Genomic DNA, 26,252 nt, shown 5'->3' on the forward strand with positions numbered 1-26,252 from the left:
CCAAAACTACCCCCACTTAGCGGCTTGGATGTTGTCGATGCTGATTTTGATGCTTTCTAGCGGTGGACGTTGACACACGTCTTGCTCTACAAAATAGTGTTTTAAGCCTGCTTTTTTGGCATCCTTGAACAACGCGCCAAAATCAATGGTGCCTACGCCTACTTCCGCAAACTCTTTCTTTTCGGTATTGGCCATGTCTTTTACGTGCCAAAGCGGGAAACGGCCTGGGAATTTTTTGAAGTATTCGTTGGCATTTTCACCTGCTTTAGCTACCCAATACAAATCAACTTCCATGATGACGTTGGTGTTTTTCAACAACAAGTCGTATGGTTTTTCGCCGTCAATTTTTTGGGTAAATTCAAAATCGTGGTTATGGTAGCCGAGCGTAAGACCTGCTTTTTTTGCTACTTCTGAGCCTTTGTTCAACAGGTCAAAAAGTTGTTTGTAATCTTCAGGCTTGCGTTCGTTGTCAATCAAATAGGCGATAACTGCGTATTCTTGCCCAATCGCTGCGGCATCTTCAACTATTTTATCCCAGTTTTTGGTCAAGCCATCTGAGTCTCCAAATGCCTTAGAGCGGGCTGTCATGTAATGGCCGCTGATGGCTTTGAGGCCATTATCGGCAAGAATCTTACTGTATTCGGTAGGTGTTTTTCCAAAAAACTTGCCTTGGTTATACCCAAAGTTTTCTACTTTTTTATATCCAAGTTTGGCAACTTCGGCCAAAATTTTCTCGATTCCCTGCTTTTGGATGTCGCTGCGAAGGGTGTACAACTGTAATCCTACAGATTTGGCATTGGGGCGGGCTTCTAACCCGAGCATGGCGAGAGCACTAAGACCCGCTGTGCTTTGAAGAAAGGTTCTACGGTTCATTTGGTACAAAAGGTGATTTGATAGGTTGAACTTCGTACAAAAGTAATCATAATTGGATAATTACTTGAAAAGTATTTATCAATTTGATACTAAGTTGTATTTCAATGTGTTATGAATTAAAAAAAAGAAATTTGTGCTAAAACAAAGACGTTAGCGTGCTAAAAACGCCCAAAACGACTTAGTAGTATGACGATTAAAAAATAACTTTGAGAAAAATGCAACGTTAGCCGTTTTAGGTGCATCTTATAGATAAATACCAAATACAACCGTTTTAACAATAGTAACCACATGAAAACAATCTTCAGAAGTCAGTTAATGCTTGCGATGTTGGCAAGCGCATTGGTCGTAGTAACCAGTTCATTTACTCCAAAACAAGACGACAGCCGCATTTCGCGCACCTACGATTTAAAAGGTTTTGACCGTTTGTCGTTGGGAAGTGCGTTTGAAATTTCGGTAACAAAAGGCAATTATTCGGTCAAAGTGGAAGGCCGTAAACAGGATATTGACGATTTGGAAGCAGGCGTTTCGGCGGGAAAACTTCGGATTCGCTACAAGGACTCATTGGGCTGGGGAAGAAACCGCAAGCGAGTGACCGTAACGGTTTCGATGCCTACGCTTAAAGGATTGGACTTGTCGGGCGCAACGACCTCAAGGGTGTCGGGTTTCAACGATTTAGGGACACTCGACTTGGATATTTCGGGGGCTTCTAAGTCGGATATTCAAGTAAAAGCACAAAAAATAATCATGGACGCCTCGGGTGCTTCTAGCATTACATTGACAGGTAATGCCAACCGTATCGAAGGTGAAGTTTCGGGTGCTACCTCAATTAGAGCGTACGATTTTCCCGTAAAAGAAGCATTTTTGGACGTATCGGGCGCGAGCAACGTACGCGTGAGTGTCAATGGTAAAATGGAGGTAGAAGCGAGTGGAGCCAGCAGTGTGCGTTACCGTGGAACTGCCTCGGTTCGTTCAAACACCTCAGGCGCCAGCTCCGTCAAAAGCGAATCATAGTTGAGTGTCGAGTGCAGAATGCAGAGTGTCGAATATTTGTTATTCTTTAAACTTTATATTTTCTTATTCGACATTCAGGTTGAACGCATTAAAATGTAGAATGGCTATTGATTGCTCCAGAGGAGCTACATCTTAGTAGAAAAATGAATCCAATCCCCCCAAATCCCCATCGGGGCGGCTGACGTTCGGTGAAAGATGTCACCCCCATGGGGCTTTTGGATGGCCTTTATCCCTTTTTTCTACTAAGATTTCGCCTCGCTGAGGCTACTTTTTTAATGCGTTTAACCTGTTCGACACTCTACATTCTGCACTCGACATTTTTATTTACCTATCTATCCAGCGCTTGAAAACGGGGGCTTTTTCGCGGCTAATTTCTACTTCGGAGAGGTGATTGGTTTTGAGTTTTAGGTATAATTTTCCCGCCGCGTCTCCTTTATAACTTTCAATGGCTTGCTGATTGATAATTTGTCGGCGGCCCGTTCTGAAAAACTCAATTGGATTCAGAATATCTTCTACTTCATCAAGCGTGTTTTGTTCGGCAATGTATTTTTGCCCGTCGTGCGTAACGACATAGATGACTTGGTCGAGGTAAAAAGCGGCGATGTCGGAGATAGAAATAGGAATGGAGGCATTGCGGTGCTGCACAATGAGTTTTTCTTTGTACAACTTCCCTTTTTGCGCTGGGTGATTGACCAACGTCTGGAGCAGCTCCGTTGGCATCTGGGCATTCTTTTTCAGCGCTTTGTATTTTTCCAAAGCCCGAATGAGGTCTTCTTCGTCAATGGGCTTGAGCAAATAGTCGATACCGTTAACTTTGAAGGCTTTGATGGCGTATTCGTCGTAGGCGGTGGCAAAAATAATGGGACATTTGATGTCGAAATAATTGAACAAGTCGAAGCTGATGCCATCCGAAAGTTGGATGTCCATAAACAGCAAATCAGGTTCTGGATTTTGCATAAACCAACGACGGGCGGTTTTGACGCTGTGGAGTACGTCAAGGACTTCCGTTTGGGGAGCTATGTCTTTTAGCATCCGTTGGAGCTGTTCAGCAATCAAAATTTCATCTTCTACGATTAGGACTTTCATATAAGTTAGGACTTGGGAATTACGAATTGAGAATTAGGAAAAACCAGTAACCAATCAACCAGTTAACCAATAACCAAAATCACAGCAAAGGCAGGGTGACTCGGAAGGTTTCGGGGGTTTGCTCTACGACCATGGGTACACTCGAAAAATAAGCATACAAGTCGGTGAGGCTTTGGAGGGCTTCGTTGCGTTTTGGTTCTAAAATTTGCTTCTTTTGAAGGTTGTTTTCTATGATTAAGTGGTTATCAATTGATTTTATGGATATTGTCAATGGACTATCGGGGTCGGTGATGTTGTGACGGGTCGCGTTTTCTACTAAAATTTGTAAAACAGCAGGAACAAGCTTTCGTTCGAGGTATTGAGGTGGCACGTCGATGAGCACCGTAAGGCCTTTGCCAAAGCGAGTTTGGAGCAAGTCGGCATAATCTTTAATAAAATTTAGCTCATCGCTGAGTGGGACGAGCGGTGTGCTGCGGGTCGAAAGTAAGTAGCGATACACCCGCGTAAGCTGGCTCAGAAACTTGACGGCGAGGCGCTGATCGCTGTAAATGAGGCTTTCCAACGTAGCAAGGCTATTAAAGAGAAAGTGCGGATTTAGCTGGCTCACTAAACTCTGGTACCTGACGTCGGATTGGGTACTGTCATAGTTGGGTACTTCACTCGCTGGTGTTGCGGGGATTTGGGAGGATTGGTTAGGTTGGTTAGCGAGTGGTTTCATAGATTAGGTGATTTCTTGGCTGGCTGCCTCGGCCATAGCAGCAGCCATTAGGCTGTAAACATCGAGCCACGCTTGCCGAATTTCGGGCGTGAAATCGTCTTTAAGTACTTTATCAAGTGTCCAAATCAGTGATTCTCCAATAAAGACATAATGTTCGTTTTTGGTGCCATATTTTACGTGGCGGCGCCCCAAATCATGAAGCAAAGGGAGCAACTCGTCCATATTATCTAACGAGCAAACCGCAAAACTTATGACTTGAAACAACTTAATACCTTGGGTTTTAAGGTCGCTTTTAAACAAAGGTTGTACTTCGGGGATAATTTCAAATAAGCGACCATAAAAAACTTTGGCGGCATATTCAGATTTAGGAACAATACGCGCAAAGCTTGTTTGGACGAGTCTTTTCTGTTGGTCATTCATGGTTTTAACAATTGAGCAAGGGTTGATGTACTAATCAGGTGGCTGAAATTATATAAATTCAATGGGGACTTTACAAAAAAAGCAGTTGAGTCGTGGGTTTCGCGACTTAATCTGCCCCAAAAACTTGGGCGAACCGTTAATCCAATAAGGGTACCCGCACGACAAAATGCGTGTTTGTTTCTTCGATAAACAGTGGTCGGTTGGTTAGATAGCTGTACAATGCCTTAAAATCACTGAGACCCCGTTTGTTGGAGGTCGCAACGGTTCCTCGTTTTTGTAAGTTGTTTTCAAAAATTAGGTAATCATTGTCTTCATATATCAGCACTTTCAGCGGTGATTCCAAAGCGGTAATGTTGTGTTTGATGGCGTTTTCAATCAGGTTTTGGAACGTTACTGGGACAATTCGTTTTTGGTTTAAAGTTTCCGAAAGGTGGATGTCAATCTGTAGCCCGTCGCTATAACGCATGTGAAGCAGGCTGACAAAATCGCGGGCAAAACGTAATTCTTGTTCCAGCGTCACGGTTTCGTGGTCGTCGTTTTCGATGAGGTAGCGATATACCTTTGTGAGCTGACGCAGGTACTTCGAGGCCAGTTTGTGGTCTTTGTAAATCAAACTGTCGAGCACGGCCAAACTATTGAACAAAAAGTGAGGATTGAGCTGATTAACAAGGTTTTGGTATTTGGATAAAAACTTTTCTCGTTCCAGTAAAATCGTTTTACGTTCCGTCTCGGCTTGTTGTTTTTGGGCTATTTCAAACTTCTGTTGGTAATCCAATTTTTCGGTCAATTCTTGGTTCAATTGATTTTGAAGCGTTTGTTGTTCTTCCAACAGTTTTACTTCGGTGGCGTGTTCGTGTTCAATCACTTTGACCCGCCAACGGTACAAATACACGCCCGAACCAATCAGGGTAGCAAGGACCAACAACCGAAACCACCAACGCTGCCAGAAGGGGGGATGAATGATGATGTGCAGGTGGTACGGGACAGGGTTCCAGACACCGTCGTTGTTGGCCGCTCGTACGTGCAAAATATACTCGTTGGGCTGTAAATTGAGGTAATTGAGGGTGGTTTGATGGGTGGGCGCTCCCCAAGTTTTTTCAATGCCTTCGAGCCAAAACGAAAATAGATTGTTTTCGGAATGGTCATAGCTCAGGGCTGCGACCTCAATCGTCAGGTCGTTTTGGTCGTAGTCTAGCTCAATCGGAATGTTGGCCTGACGGTAGAGCGTTGGCAACACTTCTTTGCCATACACTTTGACCGACGTTACTGCTACGGGCGGGATAAACGAATTGGTCTTGACTTGGTCGGGATGAAAACTCACCAGCCCGTACAAACCACCAAAAAGCAAATTTCCTTGGCTGTCTTTGGCGACGCATTCGGTTTCTACCGACAATACTTGCAGGTTGTCGGCCGAGCCAAAAGAGGTAAAGCGCTTGCCATTTTCTTCAAAACGAGTTAAGCCATTGGCCGTTCCCATCCACAGGGTGCTTCCTACGCGAATCAGGGCCGATATATAATTGTTGGCCAGCCCGTTGCGGGTAGTGAAGTTGGTAAATTGCTGCGTTTGTCGGTTTAAACAACCCAATCCGTTGTCGGTGCCCATCCAGATATTTCCTTTTGAATCTTCGGCAAAAGCCATGACGCCATTGTCGGGTAGTCCTTTGGGGTTACTTTCTTCGTAACGGTATGAAACAGTTTTGGTCAAATCGGGGCTAATACAAAGGACTTCATCGACCCCGCAGCCTATCCACAGGTAGTTTTTGCTGTCAAAATAAAGGGAGTTAAAACGGTTGAGGGGCACTTTTCGAATCAGTGCATCATTAAAATGGTTGGTGAAAATGCGCGTTTTAGGATTGTAAATGGTCAAACCTTCTTCTGTCCCAATAAAAATGCGCCCGTCGGCACTTTCGGCAAGGTCGTAAATTAGTTTGCCTGCCACAAAATCGGTACGCGTAATATTCTCCGCAGGGGAGGGATTGGTTTCGTTTGGCAGGTGGTCGAAGTGCGTAAATCTGCCCGTTTTGGTATCAAAATAGTGCAGATACGAACGAGTTCCTACCCACACACCGTCGTTGCGGTCCACCAACACACTGTTGATGTAATTGTCGGTCAGGCTATAAGGGTTGTTGGGGTCGTGTAAATAGCGTTTGTGGGTCGTTTTTTTTGCATCAATCCAGAGCAAACCTTCGCTTGTGGCCAGCCAAAGGTTGTCTTTGCTATCGACCGCAATCCGATTAATGGTGCTGGCGTTGGCATTGGGTTGAGGAACGTTGGCATCTTTGAGCAACGAGCGAAACGACTGGTTATAAGGGTTGAACCGACTCAGCCCTTTGTAAGAAGTAGAAAACCAAATAACCCCCGCACGGTCTTGAAAAACGGATTTGACGTAGTTGGAGCCGAGGCTGCTTGGGGTATTGATGTCAGATAAAAACTGCCCTACTTTGTCCGAATTTTTGATAAAATAAAAAACGCCTTCGCCCAAGGTCGAAATCCATAAGGTTTGGTCACGGTCAAAGAAAATACGGCTGATTTCTTGGGGTTCTTTGAGGGGGAGCTTGATGATCCGAAAAAGCTCACTGGATAAACTGAGCGAAGCCACCATTCCGCTCCGCGATCCTACCAGAATATCTCCCGTTTGGGGGTGCTTGGCCAAGGCCGAAAGCGAATTGTCGGGGATGCTGCCAAGCTCGTCGCTTTTACAAAATACCTGAAACGACTTAGACGAACGATGATAACGATACAGCCCCATGTCGGTACCCACCCAAATCGTCTCGCCGTCGGCCATGATACTCCTGATGGAATAGACCTGGGTTTTGGAAGATTCGTCGGTGGGAAGTTTGATGAGTTCCGATTTTTTGGAAATAGGGTCAAAAACAAGGAGCCCAGAAGCCGTGCCTAGCCAAAGTTTCCCTTGGGTATCTTCGGCAACGCAGCGAATGTAATTGCAGCGCTTGCCGTGTTGGCTAAAGTAAAATCGTTCAAATTGCTGGGTTCGGAAGTCAAAGCGATTAAATCCATATTGGGTGCCGACCCATAGCGTACCGTTTTTGGACATAAAAACGGCACGAACCAGCATATCCGACAAGGAATGAGGGTTGAGCCGTTCGTGGTCAAAAATGCGGCATTGTTTTCCATCGTACCTAACCATTCCCATCATGGTGCCCACCCACATAAAGCCCGAGGTATCTTGCACTGCTGACGTGATGTAGTGGATGGGAAGACCCTGCTCGGGGCCGAGGTGCTGAAACGAGACGTTCGAGAATTGGGCATGACTCCTATGCTGCCCCCAGCAGAAGAAAACCAAAAAGAGCAGGGACGACAGGCGAAACGGCATAAATGCGACCAATTTTAGAGGGTTAAAGCTAAAATGTTACGAAGTAAAAACCCAAAAAGAGAAAGCGAGTCGTGGGTTTTGGGAATTAAACCGTATTGAAACGACAAATGAACCGTTGGAAAGAGAGTTAAAACGTTTCAATGGAGAATTTAACCGCTTTACTTTTTTGATTTTTCCCAGCGTCGTTTTACCCACCACCTTTGCAATGTCAATCACGACAAGCAAATCAAACAAAACAAACACAACAATGAAAAAGCAACTTTCAAAACTTCATTTAAAAACGGATAGCATCGTTGTGCTCTCTAAAAACGATACCCTAGCTATTAAAGGAGGTGCGCCTGCGGTCAAAACGCTCTCTTGCCAAGTAGGTCGCTGCTGGCCAAATGGTTAGTCGTTCTATTGAAACAGTGTCTCATTTTTCCATTCATCTAAACACAAAAAACAAAACAAACAAAACAATGAAAAAGCAACTTTCAAAATTGAACTTGAAGACTGACAAAGTAGTAAACTTGTCAAAAGACAACAGCCAAGGCGTCGTAGGTGGCCGTCCACAATCGAACCCTAATTCAAAAGTGTACTGTTTGAGTGACTTATGTACGTTCACTGGAGCAACGTTCTCTTGCTAATTTTTCTTTCCATTTATTTAAACACAAAAAACAAAACAAACACAACAATGAAAAAGCAACTTTCAAAATTGAACTTGAAGACAGACAAAGTAGTAAACTTGTCAAAAGACAACAGCCAAGGCGTCGTAGGTGGCCGTCCGCAATCAAACCCTAATTCAAAAGTGTATTGTTTGAGTGACTTATGTACGTTCACTGGAGCAACGTTCTCTTGCTAATTTTTCTTTCCATTCATTTAAACACAAAAAACAAAACAAACACAACAATGAAAAAGCAACTTTCAAAATTGAACTTGAAGACAGACAAAGTAGTAAACTTGTCAAAAGACAACAGCCAAGGCGTCGTAGGTGGCCGTCCGCAATCAAACCCTACGTCAAAGCATTACTGCCACTCAGATTTGTGCTCATTTACTTGCGCATCTTGGAGCTGCTAATTTTTCTTTCCATTCACTTACAGCCAAAAAATCAATAACAATGAAAAAGCAGTTGTCAAAACTCAGCCTGAAAACCGACAAAGTCGTATCGCTTTCAAAGGCCCAACTTCAAGATGCTCAAGGAGGCGCGGTGCCTTTTACGCAGAAAAAAACTTGTTTTTGCTTGTAGTAGCTATCTTTTAGCGGTCTTATGTGGCAGCCATCCTTCTCTGGGATGGCTGCTTTTTTATAACCACGATTCGTTCTTATGGTGGCTTGCCTACGCTTCAAGAGAGATTTATGACGGTTTAGCAAGATTGATTTTAGACCCTGAAAAAGTTCAATGAATTTTAAGCCTTACTCATCTAAGTTAACCATGACAAGTGTTTATATGCTTACTTCGGAGGATTTCTCCACCGACTGTAGAACTATTTTGGATCGAATCTATCACCATATTGCGAGCCAACCAACCGACGGGCACGCGTCGCTGTTGGGGGGGCAAATGGGGTATGCGCTGTTTGAGGCGTATTATCACCGCCATTTTGGAATCAAGGACGATGGCCGCATTTGGGAACGGGTATCATCCAGCCTTAACGATATTCAAGAAGGAAAGCTCATTCATTCATTTGCGGGTGGAATCGCAGGCGTAGCGTGGGGCTTTTTACATTTGTTCAATGAAGGCTTATTGCAAGACGATGAAATAGACCCGCAGTCGATTGTCGAAGACCTCGACGAAGGGTTGTTTGAAAGTGCAATGTTGTTGTTGGCCGACGGCAATTTTGACTATTTGCACGGAGCGCTTGGGGTGTGTTTGTATTTTTTAGAACGAACCCCCAGTCCTAAAATAACTTCGTACATCGACCAAATTGTCGAACAGCTATCGCTGGTAGCCGTTCGTTTTCCTAGTGGTAGCATTACTTGGGAGTTTGATGATTTTGGCCGTCGAGGCGCTTCTTCGCCTCCTTTGTACAATTTGGGGTTGTCGCACGGAACCGCCAGTATTGTGGCCATTTTAACACTTCTTTATGAAAAAGGTCATGCGCCAGCTCCTTGTAAAGAACTGATTGCGGGGACGCTTCGGTGGATGTGGAATGTTCGAAACAAAAGTGCGCAATCAGTGTTTCCGAGTGTGATTCAGGCCAATGCGACCGACCAAGAGAGCCGCCTTGCTTGGTGTTATGGAGATTTGGGCATTGCCAATACGTTTTTGTTGGCGGGGCAAAAACTCAAAAATGATTTCTGGATTGAAATTGCCGAACAAACGATTATTCGAGCATCGGCACGGCTGGGTCGCGGTGTAGCGATGAAAGACGCCGCACTTTGCCATGGAACTTTGGGGGCGGCGTATCTCTTTGGAAAATTTGCTGAAGCTTTTCCACAACACCTGCTGGAACCAACGGAAACCTATTGGCTTTCAAAGACATTTGACTACGTCCAACCGACTGAAAGCAGCGACGTTTTTTTGAGTTACAACGGCGAGAGATACGAATCAAACTTATCATTGCTCGACGGAGAGGCGAGCATTGGCATGGCGCTTTTGACGTATTTGGGCGCATCACGGGCGTGGGAACGCTTTTTGTTGTTGTCGTAAAAACAGGCAAAATCGCTTCCGTAGCAAAATGCCACTGCTTAAAAGCAAAAAACCACGCTTCGCTCCCCTTTTTTTGAGTCAGGCAGACAGTCCCGCTAATTTTACTAAAAAATCAGCCACAGTCATGTCAACTACCTATTTTTCAACGGCCTTTGTACGAGTGCCTCTCGCGGGGAGCGAAGCAATTGAAAACATTGATTGGGAAAAACTCAGCCGCCAGCTCACCCAGCCAGCTTTTTTAGAAGCGTTGTACATTGCTTCACCTGCCCTATACGAGGAAGTACAAAAATTGGATGTAACGCAGCAACCAGACGAAAAATCGAAGCGAATCATTTATTCCCTCATCAAATACTTGGCTCGCTATTCAACCCGCTGTACGCCTTTTGGGTTGTTTGGGGGATTTGCCACACTACCCATTTCCACTGCCTCCACAGCTGTGCGTATAGATAATATCGGCACTTCTCGCAAAGTGACGCGCCTCGACATGAACTACCTCTGTGCGCTCACCCAAGACCTTGAAAAACACCCTGATATTAAGCCTTTTCTTCGGTTTTATCCCAATACCAGTTTGTACAGCATCAACGGCCAATACCGCTACGTGGAGTATCGGTACAACGGCGGCGGAATGCGCGTTCATCACTTGAGTAGTGCCGAGCAGTCGGAGTATTTGGAGGCGGTGCTGGCACGGGCTCAAAAAGGAGCGCCGTTATATGCCCTGGCCGAAGTGCTTGTTTCGGAAGAGATTACGCTCCAAGAAGCCCTCGAATACGTGGAAGAGGTGGTGGCTTCGCAGCTACTGGTGAGCGAGCTAGAACCTGCACTTACAGGCGGTGACTTTTTGGCACAAATCATCGGGACGCTTCAAAAGATTGCGGACATTGAAACTTCGGAACACTTAGCGGCAATTTTGAGCCTTCTGGGCGAGGTTCAGCAGGCATTGTTGGTCATTGAACAATCGGGGAGCGATTATGGTAGCGCCAAATTTGAAAAAGTTGAAGCCTTACTGAGCCAACTTCCGACGCCGTTTGACCGTAAAGTGTTGTTCCAAATTGATACCTATTTACCCGAGCTCTCAGGCCAATTGAACCGTGGTTTGCTGAATAAATTAGCTTCCAAAATCCCTACTTTATTAAAACTATCGCCCGCAGGAAACCCGATGCTCGACGAATTTCGTAATCGGTTTTATGAAAAATACGAAGACGAAGAAGTTCCTTTCGTATTGGCCCTCGACCCCGAAGTGGGCATTGGGTATCCTGGAGGACAAGCCAAAAACGATATTTCACCTTTGGTGGAAGGCGTGTGGGTGGGAAGTAACCAGCCATCCAATCAAACCCTCACTATTCCGCCAGAACACAGCTATTTGCTGCAAAAAGTAGCCGAAGCTCAACTGACAGGTGCGTACGAAATTTGCCTCAAAGAAGAAGACCTGCGTGCGGTAGAAGTACGTCAGCCGCAGTTGCCGCTCACCAACACGGCCATGTTTTCGGTGATTCGTGAGGAAGGGCGGGAGAAAATTGTACTCGACACCTTTGGCGGTACAACGGGTACTTTTTTAGTCGGGCGCTTTGGGCATACAGATGCGTCGGTGTTGGCATTGCTGCAAGAAATTAGCGCCGCCGAAGACCGCAGCGCGCCCGAGGTGATTTTTGCGGACATTGTCCACCTTCCCGAAGCTCGGACGGGCAACGTCATCATTCGCCCTCAGTTAAAAAAATACCAAATTCCGTTTTTGAGCAAAGCGTCCACGGCGCCTGAATTTGAAATCGCGCTTTCGGATTTGATGTTGAGCGTACGGGGCGGAACAATTTTTTTACGGTCAAAATCACTGAATAAAATCATCATTCCGCGTTTGTCCAATGCCCACAATTTTTCGGGTACTCAGTCATTGGATACGTATCACTTTTTGTGTGCTTTGCAGTCGCAGCACGTGCGCTCAGGACTCAGTAATTTTACGGGTAGTTTTTCGTCGTTGTTTATGTTTATTCCGCGTTTGGTACTCGACAATATTGTGTTGGCCGAAGCCCAGTGGAATTTCAAAGAACAACATGTGAAGTCGTTGGTAACGGCGTTTAAAAATAACCATTGGCCTGCGCTAAAAGCCGAAATTGAGGCGTGGAGAGCGCAGTATTCGGTGCCGAGACATATCTGTTTGACGCAGTTTGACAATGAACTGTACGTTGATTTAGAAAACCAATGGTTGGCCGAAACCTTCCTGAACGAAATAAAATCACTGGAACAGTTCAATATCAAAGAATTTTTGCACCGTGCCGATTCGTCGGTGGTGCAGTCGGGGCGGGGCTGGCATACCAATCAGTTTGTGGTTGCGTTTGACAATACCGCATCATACAAAACCGAGGGGCTCGCCGCACCTGCTTTGCGCTTCCCCAAGGCCAATCAAGCCACCCGTAAGTTTATTACAGGCTCAGAATGGCTTTATTATAAGGTTTATACGGGCATTAAAACCGCCGACCGCCTTTTGACCGAGGTGCTATACCCGCTGACTGAGCGCTTTAAGGCCAACGGTTGGACTGATAAATTCTTCTTCATTCGCTACGCCGACCCGAACTTGCATTTCCGCTTGCGTTTTCACTTGGCCAACCCCGCGCATATTGGGCAAGTAGTGCAAGAGTTGCACGATGCGCTCGCACCGTACATTGCCAACAAGACCATTACCTCGGTCGTAAATGATACGTACAACCGCGAGTTGGAGCGTTATGGGAGTAATTCGATTGATGCCATCGAAGATTATTTTCACCTCGATAGCGATACCGTACTACGCTTTTTAACCATGATTGAAGGCTCCGAAGGAGAAGAATGTCGCTGGCGTTTTGGTATGAAACTTACCGACGACCTACTGACGGCATTCGGGTTTGATATGAAGCAAAAAATGGAATTTACTGAAAAACGCGCCGCCGATTTTGGTCGTGAGTTTGGGTACAATGCTGGGTTGAAAAAACAGCTGGATGCTCGCTACAAAGACGTGGAACCTGCCCTCCAAGAACTATTTGCGTTGGCGAATCCCGAACATGAGTTTTTTTACGAATTGTCAAACCAACGCACCGAAAACTTGCAGTTGATGATTGAGTACGTTCGGATGTTGCACGCGCAGTCGGAGTTACAAATTTCGTTGGAAGACTTGCTGGCGAGCTTGGTTCACATGAATGTCAATCGCCTGTTTCGTAGCCAACAACGCTTGGTGGAATACATGGTTTTTTACCACCTTCATAAATATTATCGCATCAACTACGGACGTAACGTATTAGCCAAAAAAACAGCCGATTCCAACGTAATAGCCCAATGAAAGACTTCACAAAAACCATTTTTGGCGGGAAAATGAGCCCTTACGGATTAGTCGATCGCTTTCCCCATATTCAGCAAGGTGCCTCGATGGACTGTGGCCCTACGTCGCTGGCCATCATTTTTCGGCACTACGGCGTCGATAATGTCAAGCATTTGTTTACGCAGTTGGCCGAAATAAACCAAGAAGGGACGAGTTTGTACGCCTTGCTAGAAATCGCCGAAAATTACGGTTTCAAGGCCGAGGGTTATGAGCTAGATTACGACTATTTACAGCAGATTCAGTTGCCTTGCATCGCCCATTACGAAGGACAGCATTTTGTGGTGATTTACGAAGCCAACGATAACTACGTGCGTATTTCGGACCCTGCTTTTGGCAAAGTTCGATATTCCAAAGAAGAGTTTACCAACAAGTGGAGCGGTATTGTTCTTGAGCTTAAACCCACCGAAGCATTTTTTCAAAACAAAGAATTAGAAGAAGCGGGTAAAAAACACAAAACAGAAACTACCTCCGTTTTTCGCCAGATTTATTGGCCCATTATCAAAGAAAACAAGCGAGTTTTGGGGGAAATCTTATTGTTTTCATTATTACTCGAATTGGTCGGGTTGGTGATGCCGCTTTTTACCCAAACCATGCTCGACGACGTACTGGTCAACCAAAATAAAAAGTTGATGTTAGGGTTGTTAGTAGGTTTAGGGCTAGTGTTTGTCGTGCAAGTTGTTCTCACTTACACGCGCAGTATGCTCATGGTGCATTATCGGTTTCGGTTTGAGGTCGATTTTATGACGAAATTTTTTGACCGCCTTATCTCGCTCAAACAAAAATACTACGATAGCCGCAAGCGGGAAGAGTTCATGTCACGGTTTCAGGAGGGAATCGGAATACGTCAGCTCACGAATCCCATGATTATTCAAAATTTCCTCGACATCTTTTTCATGCTTATTTATTTCCCCGTATTGTTTGCCTTTAGTGGCTCGCTGGGACTTATTTCTTTGGTATGTTTTTTGGCATACTGTGTTACTACTGTTTTCTTCATTCCTATTGTCAAAAACCTTCGTTCGAAAGTGTATCACAAAAACCAAGCATCGTTGGGAGGCTTCTTGGATACCCTTTTGGGGATTAAGACGGTCAAGTTATTATCCCTCGAAAAATACAAATTAGTAAAGTGGAAACACTTGCATCGGGAGTCTATCAATTCGGTGATGCAGGACGAACAAAAACAAATCCTAATCAACTCTCTTCAGCGCCTTATCTTCATTTTTAGCCAAATCGCGGTGTTTTGGGTGGGAGCTTACCAAGTGTTTACGGGGCAGTTGAGTATTGGTCAATACATGGCGTTTTCTTCAATTTTTATGACCTTGATGAACTCCGTCAATAGCGTCAGTACGCTTTGGATGATGATGACGCAGTTGACGGTGAGTTTTGAAAAAGTCAATGAAATTTTCTTAGAAGAGCGCGAAACGAGTAATTACCAAGAACAAATCAATGCCTGTTCGAGCAAAGTTGTGAAGTTTGAAAATGTATCCTTTCGGTATAGTCAACGCGAAGAAAAATACCAGCTACGAAACATCAATTGCGAAATCAAAAAAGGAGAGCGTATCGGTATTGTGGGGCGAAATGGGGCAGGAAAATCAACATTTGTTAAGTTGTTGGTGGGGCTTTATCCCGAATACGAAGGTAAAATTCGCTTTGACGGCGTTGAATTACGAGAAATTAATCCCAAAGTGCTGCGGAGTCACGTACACATGTTCCCGCAGGATACGTACATTTTCAACGATACCATCAAAGAAAATATCCGCTGCGCCAATCTCGCTGCTTCTACCGAAGAAGTAGTAGAAGCGGCTAAGTTGGCCGATTTGCACAATTTTGTCAAGGGCAATCACCTTGGATACAACCAAATGGTGGGCAATTTTGGGGGCAACCTCTCGGGCGGACAAGTGCTCAAAATTGGTTTTGCCCGCTTGTTTATTTGTCCCGACCCCGACATTATTATTTTGGATGAAGCGAGTAGTGCGTTGGACGTAGAAACCGAGCGTACCATTCTGGAAAATATCTACAAACGTTTTGAGGGAAAAACCATCATTTCGATTGCGCACCGCCTGCATACACTCAAAAAAGCCGACCGTATCTTGGTGTTTGACGACGGAACGATTTCCGAACAAGGCCAGCACGAAGACCTCATTTCGCAGCGCGGTATTTACTACGATTTTATGAAAACCTACATTGATTATTAATTAGCATCAGCCATGAACAATCCTGCATTCCAAGACTTACAAGCCACGCAATACGAAGATTTGTACCACGTTGACGACGCGCCCGTGGCCGATTTGCGCGTCAAAGCCCTCAGCCGAATGGGCTGGTGGGTCGTTATTTTTGCCCTGACGGGCGTGTTGGCGGGCGCACTGATTATTTTGCCCGATACCATCCAAACCCCGTTTGTGCTAAAATCAGAAGTGACCGAAGATATTTATCGTTTTCCATCGGCGGTCTATGTGGAGCGCATACACGTTCGTAGTGGACAAAAAGTAAAGGCAGGCGATGTGATTCTCGAAATCAGTGCTCCTGATATTGCCGCACTAACGGCAGAACTGACTTCTGCCCAAGCCAATTTGAAAAGTTTTGAGCAGTTTAAATCAGTGGCAACGCAAAATGAACGGCAGATTATCGAAGTCAATATTCAACGGATTCGAGAAGAAATTGCGTTGAAAAAATCGCAGTTAGCCATCGCCGAGCAAAAGTGGGCTTCTGACTTTCAGAAATTGGTCCATGAAGCCCAAGAGATGAAGCGCCTTTTTGTAGTAAATCAGGAACTATACAAAAACGGAGATGTGAGTAAAAACGAGCTTAATCAGCACGAAACCAACGCCTTGCGTGCCAAAAATGCCCAGGAAATAGCGTACCAAAGTTATTTGGAAAACCGTAACCTACTCCAGCGCGACATTGCCTCAAAAGAATTGGAAATAAGTGGTTTGGAAAAACAAATTTCCAAAAACAACAACGACCATTTACTGGAAGGTGACCGCCTCAAAGGAAGTTTCTCGACGGCACAGCAGCGATTGAAAGGAACCTACGGAACGTTTGAAATGACGTCCGACAACCATTTATTGTTAAAAGCAAAGCACAACGGTACAGTTTCCTTTGTTTTTGAGGGTGACAAAGAAGTAGCACCGAGCACGATTTTACTGAAAATGATTTACGAAGAAGCGCCGCTTTACGCCTATGCCCAGGTAAATTCATCGCAAATTGGCAAAGTAAAAGTAGGTCAAGAAGTGGTGATGAAGCTTGACGCTTATCCTGTGTATGAGTGGGGAGGAGCGACGGGCAGCGTATCAGAGGTATCGCTGACGCCCGACGAAAAAGGGATGTTCAACGTGCGGGTACAAGTCGAAGACTTACAAAAACTGCGCGGCCGTCTCAACATTGGTATGCTAGGTAAAGCCAATATTGTTACGGATGAACGTACCATTTTTGGGTACTTGTTCCGCAAGTTTCAAAAAACAACGTCCGAGTTAGTTGAGTAGGTATTTTAGAGAAGTTAGCCACCTTACTCAAAAAAATGTTACTTTTGGGCAACGTTAGTCAACAACACACGAGCCCCAAGCATGGAAAAATTAGACTGTCTCAATCAAGTCGCTGAGTTTCACCGTACCTTCAAGCATCCCATCTTATCTATCCCCCAAATCCCCTCTGAAGACCGTTGCAACCTGCGGGTAGCGCTCATTGCTGAAGAGTTAAAAGAATTGGAAGTAGCTATTTTAGAAAAGGATATTGTTGGGGTGGCCGATGCACTTGCCGATATTCAGTATGTATTATCGGGAGCAGTGCTTGAATTTGGTTTGGGAGAACAGTTCAAAGCGTTGTTTGATGAAGTGCAGCGCTCCAATATGAGCAAAGCTTGCAACACCGAAGAGGAAGCCCAAGCAACCGTCAAACACTTCCAAGACAAAGGTACGGAATGTTATTATGTCGAAGATGCAGGAAAGTATTTGGTGTATCGTACCGCCGATAACAAAACGCTCAAATCTATTTTTTATTCACCTGCTGATTTGGAAGGTGTATTAAAAAAATAAATTATGTCGTTTAAGAAACTTGTTTGGCATGGAGTTTGATGTCAAATTAAGTATAATAATAGAGTAGGGTAATTTGGCATTAGCCCCGTTCCATTGGAACGGGGCCATGTTTTTTTATAGGGGGTAACTAATTCTTCTTAATCAATTTAATGGTGCGCCGCCGACTCGGAAATTGTACTTGCAGTAAATAACTCCCTTCGGCCAAATGCGAAGTCGCAATTTCAAGTTCAGAGAGGCCATCGAGTGTGGCATTTTGGTATATAGTACGGCCATCAATACCATACAGTATAAGTTCCTTTACAGGCTCAGGGGCATGATTCCATTGCACTTTTAAAGTATGTTGGAAAGGGTTTGGAAACGCTTTTACATCTTCGTCTGTGCTTATATCCAATGCCTCGGCAGCCAAGCGAGTTGTGGCCGAGTAGCAAGGAGTGCTCTGTGAAGGTCCAGTTCCTGTGGGCGTAAAACTGCTGCTGTTGGTCACCACAATTTTATCAATGCGTATGCCATCTTCGCGCATCCAGATGTTGAGCACGTTGTAGCCTGGGGTAGTGACATTGGCCGTAACCCGAACGGCACTGACGGCTCCTACCCACGTCCAAGACGTACCTCCATTATTATTGATACCATTGGTAAAGTTAGAAGACACAGAAACACCGTTGAGACCTACATAAAATGCGTCGTCGGATGTGGTACTATTTCCTGCCGACATCCGAACCCAGATGTAATAAGTGCCTGGCGTACTGATATTGAGTACGTAGTCGAGGCGAGGGCCGTTTAGGCTTGTGCCTGTGTTTACGCCTGTTCCCGTTACGCGCATAGCTACCCCACCCGAAGCACTTGAGTTGGAAAACGACGACCAAGAGCGTGAGGCTGCCGAACCTGTCCCTGCGGCGGCCGTGTTGTAGTTTTCAGCTTCAACCGTTACAATGCCTCCTGCGTCAGAATAACATTTGGCGGGAAAACAGGTGCTAGAAGCACTGCTACTGCCTGGACAGTAAGTTTGAAAGGTAGAGGTCGCAGCTGTGCTTGAAAGCGAAGGGCAATTGGCCTTGACGCTGTATTCGTAATTCGTAAATGACGTCAATCCCGCTAAAGCACGAGAAAGATTGGTCGAAGTTGAACTTTGCCAAGTGCTGCTTCCCACGGGGCGATAGTCGAAGGTATAAGAAGAGGCGCCACTGACACTCGCCCAAGCAACCGTTGCGGTGGAGCTACTGAGGTTAGTCACTGAGACGCTAGAAGGAGTAGAGCAGCTTGGCGTGTTGTAAGTTTTGGTAACGGTTTGTTGCTGAACGTGCATTCCGTTATCAACACTAATGGTGAAAGTAATGGCTGTGCCGAGCGGCGTGGCGGGGTCTATGGTAAAACCAATGCCATCATTGAGGGTTTGTAAAAATCCAACGGTAGTGTTTGTATAGGTTTTAGGAGCAGCTACCGAGGTAACATAGGGGCTCGTTGACGATACACTAACGGTATAACTCGCATTTTTGAGACTAAAGTTTTTGAACGCATACTGAAGGGTACTACTGGTACTTGCAAAAGTGGCGGGGCCATTGTCGGTAGCAGTAGCATAGAATGTTGAAACGCGCAAAATTTTCTTGTTCATGTCAATGGTGCTGTTGCACAACGGAACAATGCGCGTGGAAGCAGGCCAAAACCCGTCAGACGAACTACCCACTTCGGGGGTAAATCCAAACATTTTTACTTTGCTTGTTTGCTGGCCATATTCCCAGTCGGGGGCGGTGCCGTTGGCCGTATAACCCACCGTTTGGTAGGCATTGCCTGCTACAAAGCCATTTTCTTGGGTAAAATAGGTGCTAATTTGCTGAAAAAGCGCTTGTTCGGGGTTATTGTTGGGGTTGAGACTCTCAAAAGGATAGATTAAATAATTGCCGTAAGAGTGAAAATTGATGGTAGTCACAAACGGATGTTGTTGACAAAACAGGTTGACGGCATTGGTTTCGGGTTCCGAAAAAGCGGCGGTACCTCGGTAGGTTTCGGAGGTTTGGGTGGGAGAGGAACCTGTATTGTTTAGCGCATAATTATAGCCGTAATTGCGGTTTAGGTCAACCCCATACGAGCCACCCGAATTGAGCCGACGGTTTTTGCGCCACATTCCTCCACCGTTGGGGTTGGTGGTTTGGTTATAGACGTAACCGTCGGGATTGAGGCAAGGCAAAATGTAGAGTTCTGAGCTATTGAGTAACGTCTTGACTTCGGGGTCGGTATTGTAATTTTCAAGTAAGTGCCACATAAAAAATACGAGCTGGGTAAGGCTCATGGGTTCACGGGCATGGTGGAGGGCATTCATCATGAGCTCAGGCTCGTTTTCATCTACGTCGGGATTGTCACTGATTTTGATCATGTAAATGGGGCGGCTCTGCACAGAATTTCCTATCGAAACTTTGGAGGAAATCAGGTTAGGATAGAGTGCCCGCATGTTGTCAAGAATGGCCTCTAACTGCTGAAAAGTGTAAAAACCACCCATACTTCCCGTACCAAAGTTAGCGGGAGTTGGTACGGCACTTGTTCGGGCCATTTGGCCAATTTTGCGGTTTTGTTCATCCATTTTAAGATTGAAAGCTTGATACGATTTTTCAAGGTCTTCAATCAAGTACTTTACTTTTACTCCATGTTTTCGAAAGACCTGCAGGTCGTTGTCGGAGATTTCGGCCACTAGCGTTTTTTTGTCAAAACTAAAGTGGTCAATTTCCAGACCGTCGTTAAACAGTTTCTCCAATTGATAAGGGTCAATGTTGACCTGTATGCGGTGAAATTTAAGGCGATTTTGCCCAAAAGAAGTGCAGAAAGCTGCTAAAAACAGCATGGCGAAGCATAAAAATGATTTCATAACGGACAAGATATTTGGTTTATAACGTTGTAAAAAACGATGATAATATTGTCATAAAAAATGACTTTTCCAAATACATATTCATATAAAATAAAAAAGGCCGAACCTGTGTTCGACCTTTTCAGACATCAATCTCAATTTATAAAAAATTAACCCACCAGTTCTTAATTTAGTACCTCCTCAAGGGGAGTATATGCCAAGCCCCACGCATCGGCAACGGCTTTGTAAACAATCTTGCCGTTTACGACGTTTAGACCTTTTTTCAATTCTTCGTTTTGGGCACAAGCTTTTTGCCAACCTTTGTTTGCCAATTGGATTGCGTACGGCAAGGTCGCGTTGGTCAATGCAAGGGTAGAAGTATAAGGTACGGCACCTGGCATGTTGGCTACGCAGTAGTGAACAATACCGTCGATTTCGTACGTTGGATTTTCGTGCGTAGTCGGCGTACATGTTTCAATACATCCACCTTGGTCAACGGCTACGTCCACCAATACTGTTCCTTTTTTCATCAACGAAAGCATGTCGCGCGTGATGAGGTGTGGTGCCTTCGCGCCAGGAATCAATACCGCTCCTACGATAAGGTCCGACTGTGAAACCAATTGACGAATGTTGTACTCGTTCGACATCACAGTGTCGGCATTGGCAGGAAGGACATCTTCCAAATAACGCAAGCGATTCAAGTTTACGTCCACAATCGTCACGTTAGCGCCCAAGCCTGTCGCCATTTTGGCCGCCTGAGTTCCTACAATTCCACCGCCCAAAATCAATACATTGGCAGGTTTTACGCCTGCTACACCGCCGAGCAAAATACCGCGTCCGCCCATTGGTTTTTCCAAATATTTGGCACCTTCCTGAATCGCCATCCGACCTGCTACTTCCGACATAGGTACAAGAAGTGGTAACGAGCGGTCCGCTTTTTCTACGGTTTCGTAGGCCAAACATACGGCGTTACGTTCAATCATTGCGTGCGTTAGAGGCTCCGACGACGCAAAGTGAAAGTACGTAAACAACAATTGATTTTCTTTGATTAAGGCGTATTCCGACGCAATCGGCTCTTTTACTTTCACAATCATTTCGGCGATTTCGTACACCGCTTCAATGGTTGGAAGGATAATCGCTCCTGCTTTTTCGTATTCCGAATCTTCAAATCCGCTACCTACCCCTGCCGTTGACTGTATGTAAACGGGATGGCCATTTTTACGAAATTCTGCTACTCCTGCGGGAGTCAACGCTACGCGGTTTTCGTTGTTTTTGATTTCCTTAGGTACGCCGATAATCATTGTCGTAATTGGTTTAGAATAAGTGTCAGAATGTTGATTTTTGGAATACGATACAAAATTACGGCGAACGAAAATATTTTCTGTTATTGAAAAATAAATAAGAAAATAAAACTTATTTATCGAAAAAAAGATAAATAATTTCTATTATTGAATTGAATTTTGATTGAAAGACGAAAAATATTCGCCCACCTTATTATGGTTCATCTCGACGATACCGATTTGCAAATTTTGAAGCTACTGCAAACCAACGCCCAGCTGACAATCAAAGAGATTGCGGCACAAATCAATCTCTCTATTACACCCGTCCACGACCGTATCAAAAAACTGGAACGGGAAGGAATCATCGAAAAATACGTGACGATTCTGAACCGCAAAAAACTAAACAAGGGCTTGGTGGTTTATTGTAACGTAACGCTCGATAAACAACAGCACGAAAACTTTCGCGAGTTTAACGAAGCCATGCTTCAAATGCCCGAGGTAGTCGAGTGCTGTGTGGTGTCAGGGACGTTTGATTACCTCATTAAAATCGTGGCGACCGACGTGGAGAGTTACCACGCCTTTTACCAAGAAAAATTAGCCAGTTTTAAAGCCATTTCGCACATAAGCAGTTTTTTTGTGATGTCGGAAGTGAAAAGTACGACGGCTATACCGATATGATACTTCAATCCATCAATAACATTGCCGAACTCTGCGCCCGTAAAGGTGTTCAACAAGTAGTCATTTCGCCAGGGTCGAGGAGTGCGGCGCTTACCTTGGCGTTTGCGCGTCATCGTGACATAAAAACAAAAGTAATTCCTGACGAACGAGTGGCGGGTTTTGTCGGTATGGGCATGGCACAGTACAGCGGCCAGACGGTTGCTTTGGTGTGTACCTCAGGCAGTGCAGCTTATAACCTTGCTCCTGCGATAGTGGAGGCGTTTTTTCAAGAAATACCGTTGCTGGTTTTGACCGCCGACCGCCCCAAAGAATGGATACACCAACAAGACGGGCAAACCATTTATCAAAATGAACTCTACGGTAAGCACGTCAAAAAATCGTTTGAATTACCTGCGGATTATGCCCATCCCGATACAAATTGGTACATCGAACGCGTACTCAACGAGGCCATAAATCTTTCTCAAACGTATCCCAAAGGGCCAGTACACGTCAATGTGCCGATTCGGGAGCCGTTTTACCCCACAGCCAATGAAAAAATTACCTACGACCGCAACGTTCGATTGATCGAGCGACTTTCAACGCAACCGACCCTTTCTCCCGAAACGTGGCATCGTTTGCAAGAGGAGTTTGAAAACACATCTCGCGTACTGATTGCGGTGGGACAGCTTCCACCCCAATCGGCTTTATGGAAGGTTTTGAAAGAATTTAGCGAAGAAATGGGCGTGCCCGTGTTGGGAGATATTATTTCAAACATTCCTGCCGACGATGCTTTTGTTCGCCACCATGATGTGTGTTTGCGGCCAAAAAATCACGAACAATTGGCTGATTTACAGCCTGATTTGTTAATCACCGTGGGGGATTCGTTTATTTCTAAAAACCTGAAACTGTTCCTGCGTAAGTTTGCTCCCGCGCGCCATTGGCACATCAAACCCACTGAGCAGCTGATAGATACCTTTCAAACCCTGTCGTTGCAGGTGCCCGTAGAGCCAGTTTATTTCTTTCAAAAATTGCTGGAGGATATTGATTACCAGCAGTTTGTGCATCAAGATGATGACAGCGAGGAGCGTGCTCAATACCGCGAAAAGTGGTTGCAAGCCGACCGTAATGCCCAACGGAAACTTGCACAGTTTTTCCGTCAAGAAAAGCGTTGGAATGAATTTACGTTGGTTGATTCTATCATGCGTTCGTTGCCCGAAAATTGCGTCTTGCATTTGGCCAATAGTATGCCCGTGCGTTACGCAAACTTAGTGGGGACAAGCACGCAAGTTGAAGTGTTTGCCAATCGTGGTACGAGTGGGATTGATGGTTGCACAAGTACGGCCGTCGGTTCGGCGATGATGACCGATAAGTTGGTGTTTTTGCTGACGGGCGATGTCTCGTTTTTTTACGATCGCAACGCGCTTTGGCATCCACATCTTCCTGAAAACCTACGCATTGTACTTTTTAATAATAACGGTGGAAATATTTTTAGATTGATTGATGGGCCATCGGCACAACCTGAATTGGAACAATATTTTGAAACGCGTCACCATACATCGGCACGTAATGCGGCAGAAGATGCAGGCGTGACCTATTTTGCTTTGGATAATAATACGAATACTCACCAAGACATGATGGCTGCTGTTTTGACGGGCACTGTCAAGGAAGACGCATTGGAATCCATTTGGAAGCAATTTTTGGTTCAAAATGGCAAAGCCAAATTGTTAGAAATTTTTACCGACCCCGTGATGAATGGAAACGTTTTTGAGGCGTATCGAAAAATGAGCTAGCTTGAGCACTTAACTGTTTTGAAATAAGATAATGTCCCAAACAGGGTGGATTGATTCCCAAGAATTTCCACCTCTTGAAAACCTGATTTTTGCATTAAATCGGGGAGTTTTCCTTCGACGTTATCGTTGGTAGTATAAAAATTATCAAACACCTGTAACACAAAAAATAAAAACCTCATCAGTGCGGTTTCTGATTTTCCCCAATCAGCAATGTGCAATTCTCCCTGTGGTTTCAGTACCCGATTGATTTCTTTAAAAGCCGTTATTTTCTGGGTGGTAGTCAAATGATGAAATACCCAAGAAGATAAAACTTTATCAAAGACACAATCGGGGAAAGGGAAGGTGGTTCCTCCGTATGCCAGCAACGTAATTGCTGACTTTTTTTGACTGATTTTCTTTCGCGCAATAGCCAATATCTGCGGGTCGGTATCTAAGCCAATAACTGTGCCACTGTTACACTGCTCTTCGATGAGTAGCGTCAGGGTGGCAGTACCGCAGCCAAAGTCTAATACTTTGTCACTAGGCTGAAGTTGTGCTTGGTGAATCAAACGATTTTTGACTTCCATTTCAGGCATGGTTACTCGGATAAACCAGTCGTAGATAGGAGTCAGAAAATGATATTTGAGGGCTGGGATGTAGGTTGTGGGCATCAATTTGGGGAGGTTGTGGGTATAATAGACAAATAAATGACGCATATTGCAGTAATTGCAAAACCTGCGGTACTTTATTTCAATAAACAAGCAATCCAATAAAAAACCGCTCCTTTTCCACAAATGAATAATTTTACGCTCAATCGTCGTCGATTTCTTCAAGGGACTTCTGCTTCCATAGCATTATCCACCCTAGATGCCAGTGGTTTGAATGTGAATAATCTTGCCAAAACGTACCGTGTGGCCTTGATTGGTACGGGCTGGTACGGAAAAAGTGATTTGTTCCGCCTTATTCAAGTGGCTTCGGTAGAAGTAGTAGCCCTTTGTGATGTGGACAAAAACATGCTAGAAGCGGCGGGTAAGCTGGTAAGCCAACGCCAAAAATCAGGAAAAGCACCTGCTTTGTATGGAGACTACCGCAAGATGCTCGCCGAAAACAAACTCGATATTGTGCTGATTGGCAGTCCTGACCATTGGCATGCCATGCAAGCGATTGACGCCGTTAAGGCAGGAGCGCACGTATATGTACAAAAGCCGATTAGTGTCGATGTAATGGAAGGCGAAGCGATGGTAGCGGCTGCCCGTAAGTACAAGAAGGTAGTACAAGTAGGTACCCAGCGAAAAAGTACGCCGCACTTGATTGAGGCCAAAAAGAACATTGTTGATGCAGGTTTGTTAGGGAAAATATCGCACGTAGAAATGTGCTGCTATTATCACATGCGCAACAACGGAAATCCACCTGTGCAAGCTGTTCCCGACTTCTTTGACTATGAAATGTGGACAGGCCCCGCGCCAATGCGTCCGTACGATGGTTTGCCGCACATTCGTTGGTGGCGGACGTTTAAAGAATATGGAAATGGCATCATGGGCGATATGTGTATTCACATGTTTGATACCGTGCGATGGATGTTGCATTTGGGTTGGCCTAAGCGTATTACATCGTCGGGAGGGATTTATGTGCAAAAAGAAGGTAAATCAAATATTTCAGATACGCAGTCAGCGATTTTTGAGTATGACGAATTGAACTGCGTATGGCAACATCGCACGTGGGGAACCCCCGCGAATCCCGACTATCCGTGGTCATTTACGCTCTACGGCGAAAAAGGAACGCTTTGGGCCAGTACGATGGCGTATGATTTTATTCCACAAGGGAAGGGTGAAAAAATTCATAAAGATGTGATTTATGAAAAAGAAAAATATCCCGAAGATTTGACCGAAGAGCGCATTGAGCTAAATGCCGCCCCTGCGACGCGCCTGCACATGCTTGATTTTATTGCCGCTATTGAGAATAATTCCCGCCCGATAGCAGATATTGAAGAAGGGCATATTTCGACGGCTAGTTGTATTCTCGCCAATATGTCAATGGAATTAGGGCGTCCTTTGGTATATGACCCTAAAAAACGGGTGGTCGTAGGTGATACCGAAGCAACAAAAAAATTGGTTCGACCCTACCGAGGCTCGTGGGTGCATCCAGACCCAAATCGGGTTTAAAAACACAGGTAAAAAATGGTTTTAGGGGCAGTAATGCTCCTTTTTTGTTTTTTACGTCAAGGGTAAAAATTTAGCCACTCGACGGTAGCAGGAAGGTAGATTCAAAAATTTTGTG

General features: G+C 45.0%; 22 protein-coding genes. 14 read left to right on the forward strand and 8 right to left on the reverse strand.

The features are described 5' to 3' along the window. Window positions 1-6 precede the first annotated feature (6 nt). A complete protein-coding gene (locus K339_RS0105445) occupies window positions 7-873 on the reverse strand; it encodes a TIM barrel protein (protein WP_028522710.1) in 867 nt (288 codons plus the stop codon). 288 nt (window positions 874-1,161) lie between these two features. Here K339_RS0105445 and K339_RS0105450 point away from each other — a divergent pair, with 288 nt between their 5' ends. After that, window positions 1,162-1,884: a head GIN domain-containing protein gene (locus K339_RS0105450; RefSeq protein WP_051397821.1), complete on the forward strand. Its 723-nt coding sequence runs from the start codon at window positions 1,162-1,164 to the stop codon at window positions 1,882-1,884. Between the two features lie 324 nt (window positions 1,885-2,208). Here K339_RS0105450 and K339_RS0105455 read toward each other — a convergent pair whose 3' ends face one another. The 4 genes from K339_RS0105455 to K339_RS0105470 all read right to left on the reverse strand — a co-directional run bounded on the left by K339_RS0105455 (window position 2,209) and on the right by K339_RS0105470 (window position 7,442). Continuing rightward, entirely contained in the window at window positions 2,209-2,970 is a 762-nt protein-coding gene (locus tag K339_RS0105455) for a LytR/AlgR family response regulator transcription factor (protein ID WP_028522712.1), read from the reverse strand. A 79-nt stretch (window positions 2,971-3,049) separates the two neighbouring features. After that, window positions 3,050-3,688, reverse strand: a complete 639-nt coding sequence (locus tag K339_RS32645; RefSeq protein ID WP_084332116.1) for a sensor histidine kinase — start codon at window positions 3,686-3,688, stop codon at window positions 3,050-3,052. Between the two features lie 3 nt (window positions 3,689-3,691). Continuing rightward, the gene (locus K339_RS0105465; protein WP_028522713.1) at window positions 3,692-4,108 is read right to left on the reverse strand and encodes a globin family protein; all 417 of its coding nucleotides are present in this window, start codon (window positions 4,106-4,108) and stop codon (window positions 3,692-3,694) included. A 136-nt stretch (window positions 4,109-4,244) separates the two neighbouring features. Next, the gene (locus K339_RS0105470) at window positions 4,245-7,442 is read right to left on the reverse strand and encodes a ligand-binding sensor domain-containing protein (RefSeq protein WP_028522714.1); all 3,198 of its coding nucleotides are present in this window, start codon (window positions 7,440-7,442) and stop codon (window positions 4,245-4,247) included. 247 nt (window positions 7,443-7,689) lie between these two features. On the opposite strand from K339_RS0105470, the gene K339_RS36955 reads away from it, so the two are divergent. From K339_RS36955 to K339_RS0105510, 10 genes are all read left to right on the forward strand, one after another. Continuing rightward, window positions 7,690-7,833, forward strand: a complete 144-nt coding sequence (locus K339_RS36955; RefSeq protein ID WP_157607477.1) for a class I lanthipeptide — start codon at window positions 7,690-7,692, stop codon at window positions 7,831-7,833. Between the two features lie 67 nt (window positions 7,834-7,900). Continuing rightward, window positions 7,901-8,068: a class I lanthipeptide gene (locus K339_RS36960; protein ID WP_157607478.1), complete on the forward strand. Its 168-nt coding sequence runs from the start codon at window positions 7,901-7,903 to the stop codon at window positions 8,066-8,068. Window positions 8,069-8,115: 47 nt separating this feature from the next. After that, entirely contained in the window at window positions 8,116-8,283 is a 168-nt protein-coding gene (locus K339_RS0105480; protein WP_157607478.1) for a class I lanthipeptide, read from the forward strand. Window positions 8,284-8,330: 47 nt separating this feature from the next. Next, window positions 8,331-8,498 (forward strand): class I lanthipeptide, encoded by a 168-nt coding sequence (locus K339_RS36965; RefSeq protein WP_157607479.1) that lies wholly within the window; start codon window positions 8,331-8,333, stop codon window positions 8,496-8,498. Window positions 8,499-8,538: 40 nt separating this feature from the next. Then, window positions 8,539-8,667, forward strand: coding sequence for a class I lanthipeptide (locus K339_RS37675; RefSeq protein ID WP_211243783.1), 129 nt, complete (start codon window positions 8,539-8,541; stop codon window positions 8,665-8,667). Between the two features lie 186 nt (window positions 8,668-8,853). Further along, window positions 8,854-10,068 carry a lanthionine synthetase LanC family protein gene (locus K339_RS0105490; RefSeq protein WP_028522717.1) on the forward strand — a complete coding sequence of 405 codons (1,215 nt, stop codon included), beginning with the start codon at window positions 8,854-8,856 and terminating at the stop codon, window positions 10,066-10,068. A gap of 124 nt (window positions 10,069-10,192) precedes the next feature. Beyond that, window positions 10,193-13,369: a lantibiotic dehydratase gene (locus tag K339_RS0105495; RefSeq protein WP_169731814.1), complete on the forward strand. Its 3,177-nt coding sequence runs from the start codon at window positions 10,193-10,195 to the stop codon at window positions 13,367-13,369. Continuing rightward, window positions 13,366-15,600 (forward strand): peptidase domain-containing ABC transporter, encoded by a 2,235-nt coding sequence (locus K339_RS0105500; RefSeq protein WP_028522719.1) that lies wholly within the window; start codon window positions 13,366-13,368, stop codon window positions 15,598-15,600. Before K339_RS0105495 ends, K339_RS0105500 begins: the two co-directional genes overlap by 4 nt. A 12-nt stretch (window positions 15,601-15,612) precedes the next feature. Further along, window positions 15,613-16,887: an HlyD family secretion protein gene (locus tag K339_RS0105505; RefSeq protein WP_028522720.1), complete on the forward strand. Its 1,275-nt coding sequence runs from the start codon at window positions 15,613-15,615 to the stop codon at window positions 16,885-16,887. 81 nt (window positions 16,888-16,968) lie between these two features. Next, complete coding sequence (locus K339_RS0105510) at window positions 16,969-17,436, forward strand: pyrophosphohydrolase domain-containing protein (RefSeq protein WP_028522721.1); 468 nt, start codon at window positions 16,969-16,971, stop codon at window positions 17,434-17,436. Window positions 17,437-17,563: 127 nt separating this feature from the next. Here K339_RS0105510 and K339_RS35755 read toward each other — a convergent pair whose 3' ends face one another. Then, a complete protein-coding gene (locus tag K339_RS35755) occupies window positions 17,564-20,290 on the reverse strand; it encodes a M14 family zinc carboxypeptidase (protein ID WP_084332117.1) in 2,727 nt (908 codons plus the stop codon). Between the two features lie 164 nt (window positions 20,291-20,454). After that, window positions 20,455-21,570 (reverse strand): alanine dehydrogenase, encoded by a 1,116-nt coding sequence (gene ald / locus K339_RS0105520; RefSeq protein WP_028522722.1) that lies wholly within the window; start codon window positions 21,568-21,570, stop codon window positions 20,455-20,457. Window positions 21,571-21,765: 195 nt separating this feature from the next. Here ald and K339_RS0105525 point away from each other — a divergent pair, with 195 nt between their 5' ends. Together K339_RS0105525 and menD are read left to right on the forward strand one after the other, a co-directional pair. Continuing rightward, the gene (locus tag K339_RS0105525) at window positions 21,766-22,227 is read left to right on the forward strand and encodes an Lrp/AsnC family transcriptional regulator (RefSeq protein WP_028522723.1); all 462 of its coding nucleotides are present in this window, start codon (window positions 21,766-21,768) and stop codon (window positions 22,225-22,227) included. Further along, window positions 22,224-23,996, forward strand: coding sequence for a 2-succinyl-5-enolpyruvyl-6-hydroxy-3-cyclohexene-1-carboxylic-acid synthase (gene menD / locus K339_RS0105530; protein WP_028522724.1), 1,773 nt, complete (start codon window positions 22,224-22,226; stop codon window positions 23,994-23,996). Before K339_RS0105525 ends, menD begins: the two co-directional genes overlap by 4 nt. On the opposite strand, the gene K339_RS0105535 is transcribed toward menD, so the two are convergent. Then, a complete protein-coding gene (locus K339_RS0105535) occupies window positions 23,993-24,691 on the reverse strand; it encodes a class I SAM-dependent methyltransferase (RefSeq protein ID WP_051397824.1) in 699 nt (232 codons plus the stop codon). The two genes, menD and K339_RS0105535, sit on opposite strands and share 4 nt — an antisense overlap. Before the next feature lie 78 nt (window positions 24,692-24,769). On the opposite strand from K339_RS0105535, the gene K339_RS0105540 reads away from it, so the two are divergent. Next, complete coding sequence (locus K339_RS0105540; protein WP_028522726.1) at window positions 24,770-26,137, forward strand: Gfo/Idh/MocA family protein; 1,368 nt, start codon at window positions 24,770-24,772, stop codon at window positions 26,135-26,137. The last annotated feature ends 115 nt before the right edge of the window (window positions 26,138-26,252 follow it).

It is taken from the genome of Runella limosa DSM 17973 (assembly GCF_000482465.1).
In the GTDB taxonomy this organism is placed as follows: Bacteria; Bacteroidota; Bacteroidia; order Cytophagales; family Spirosomataceae; genus Runella; species Runella limosa.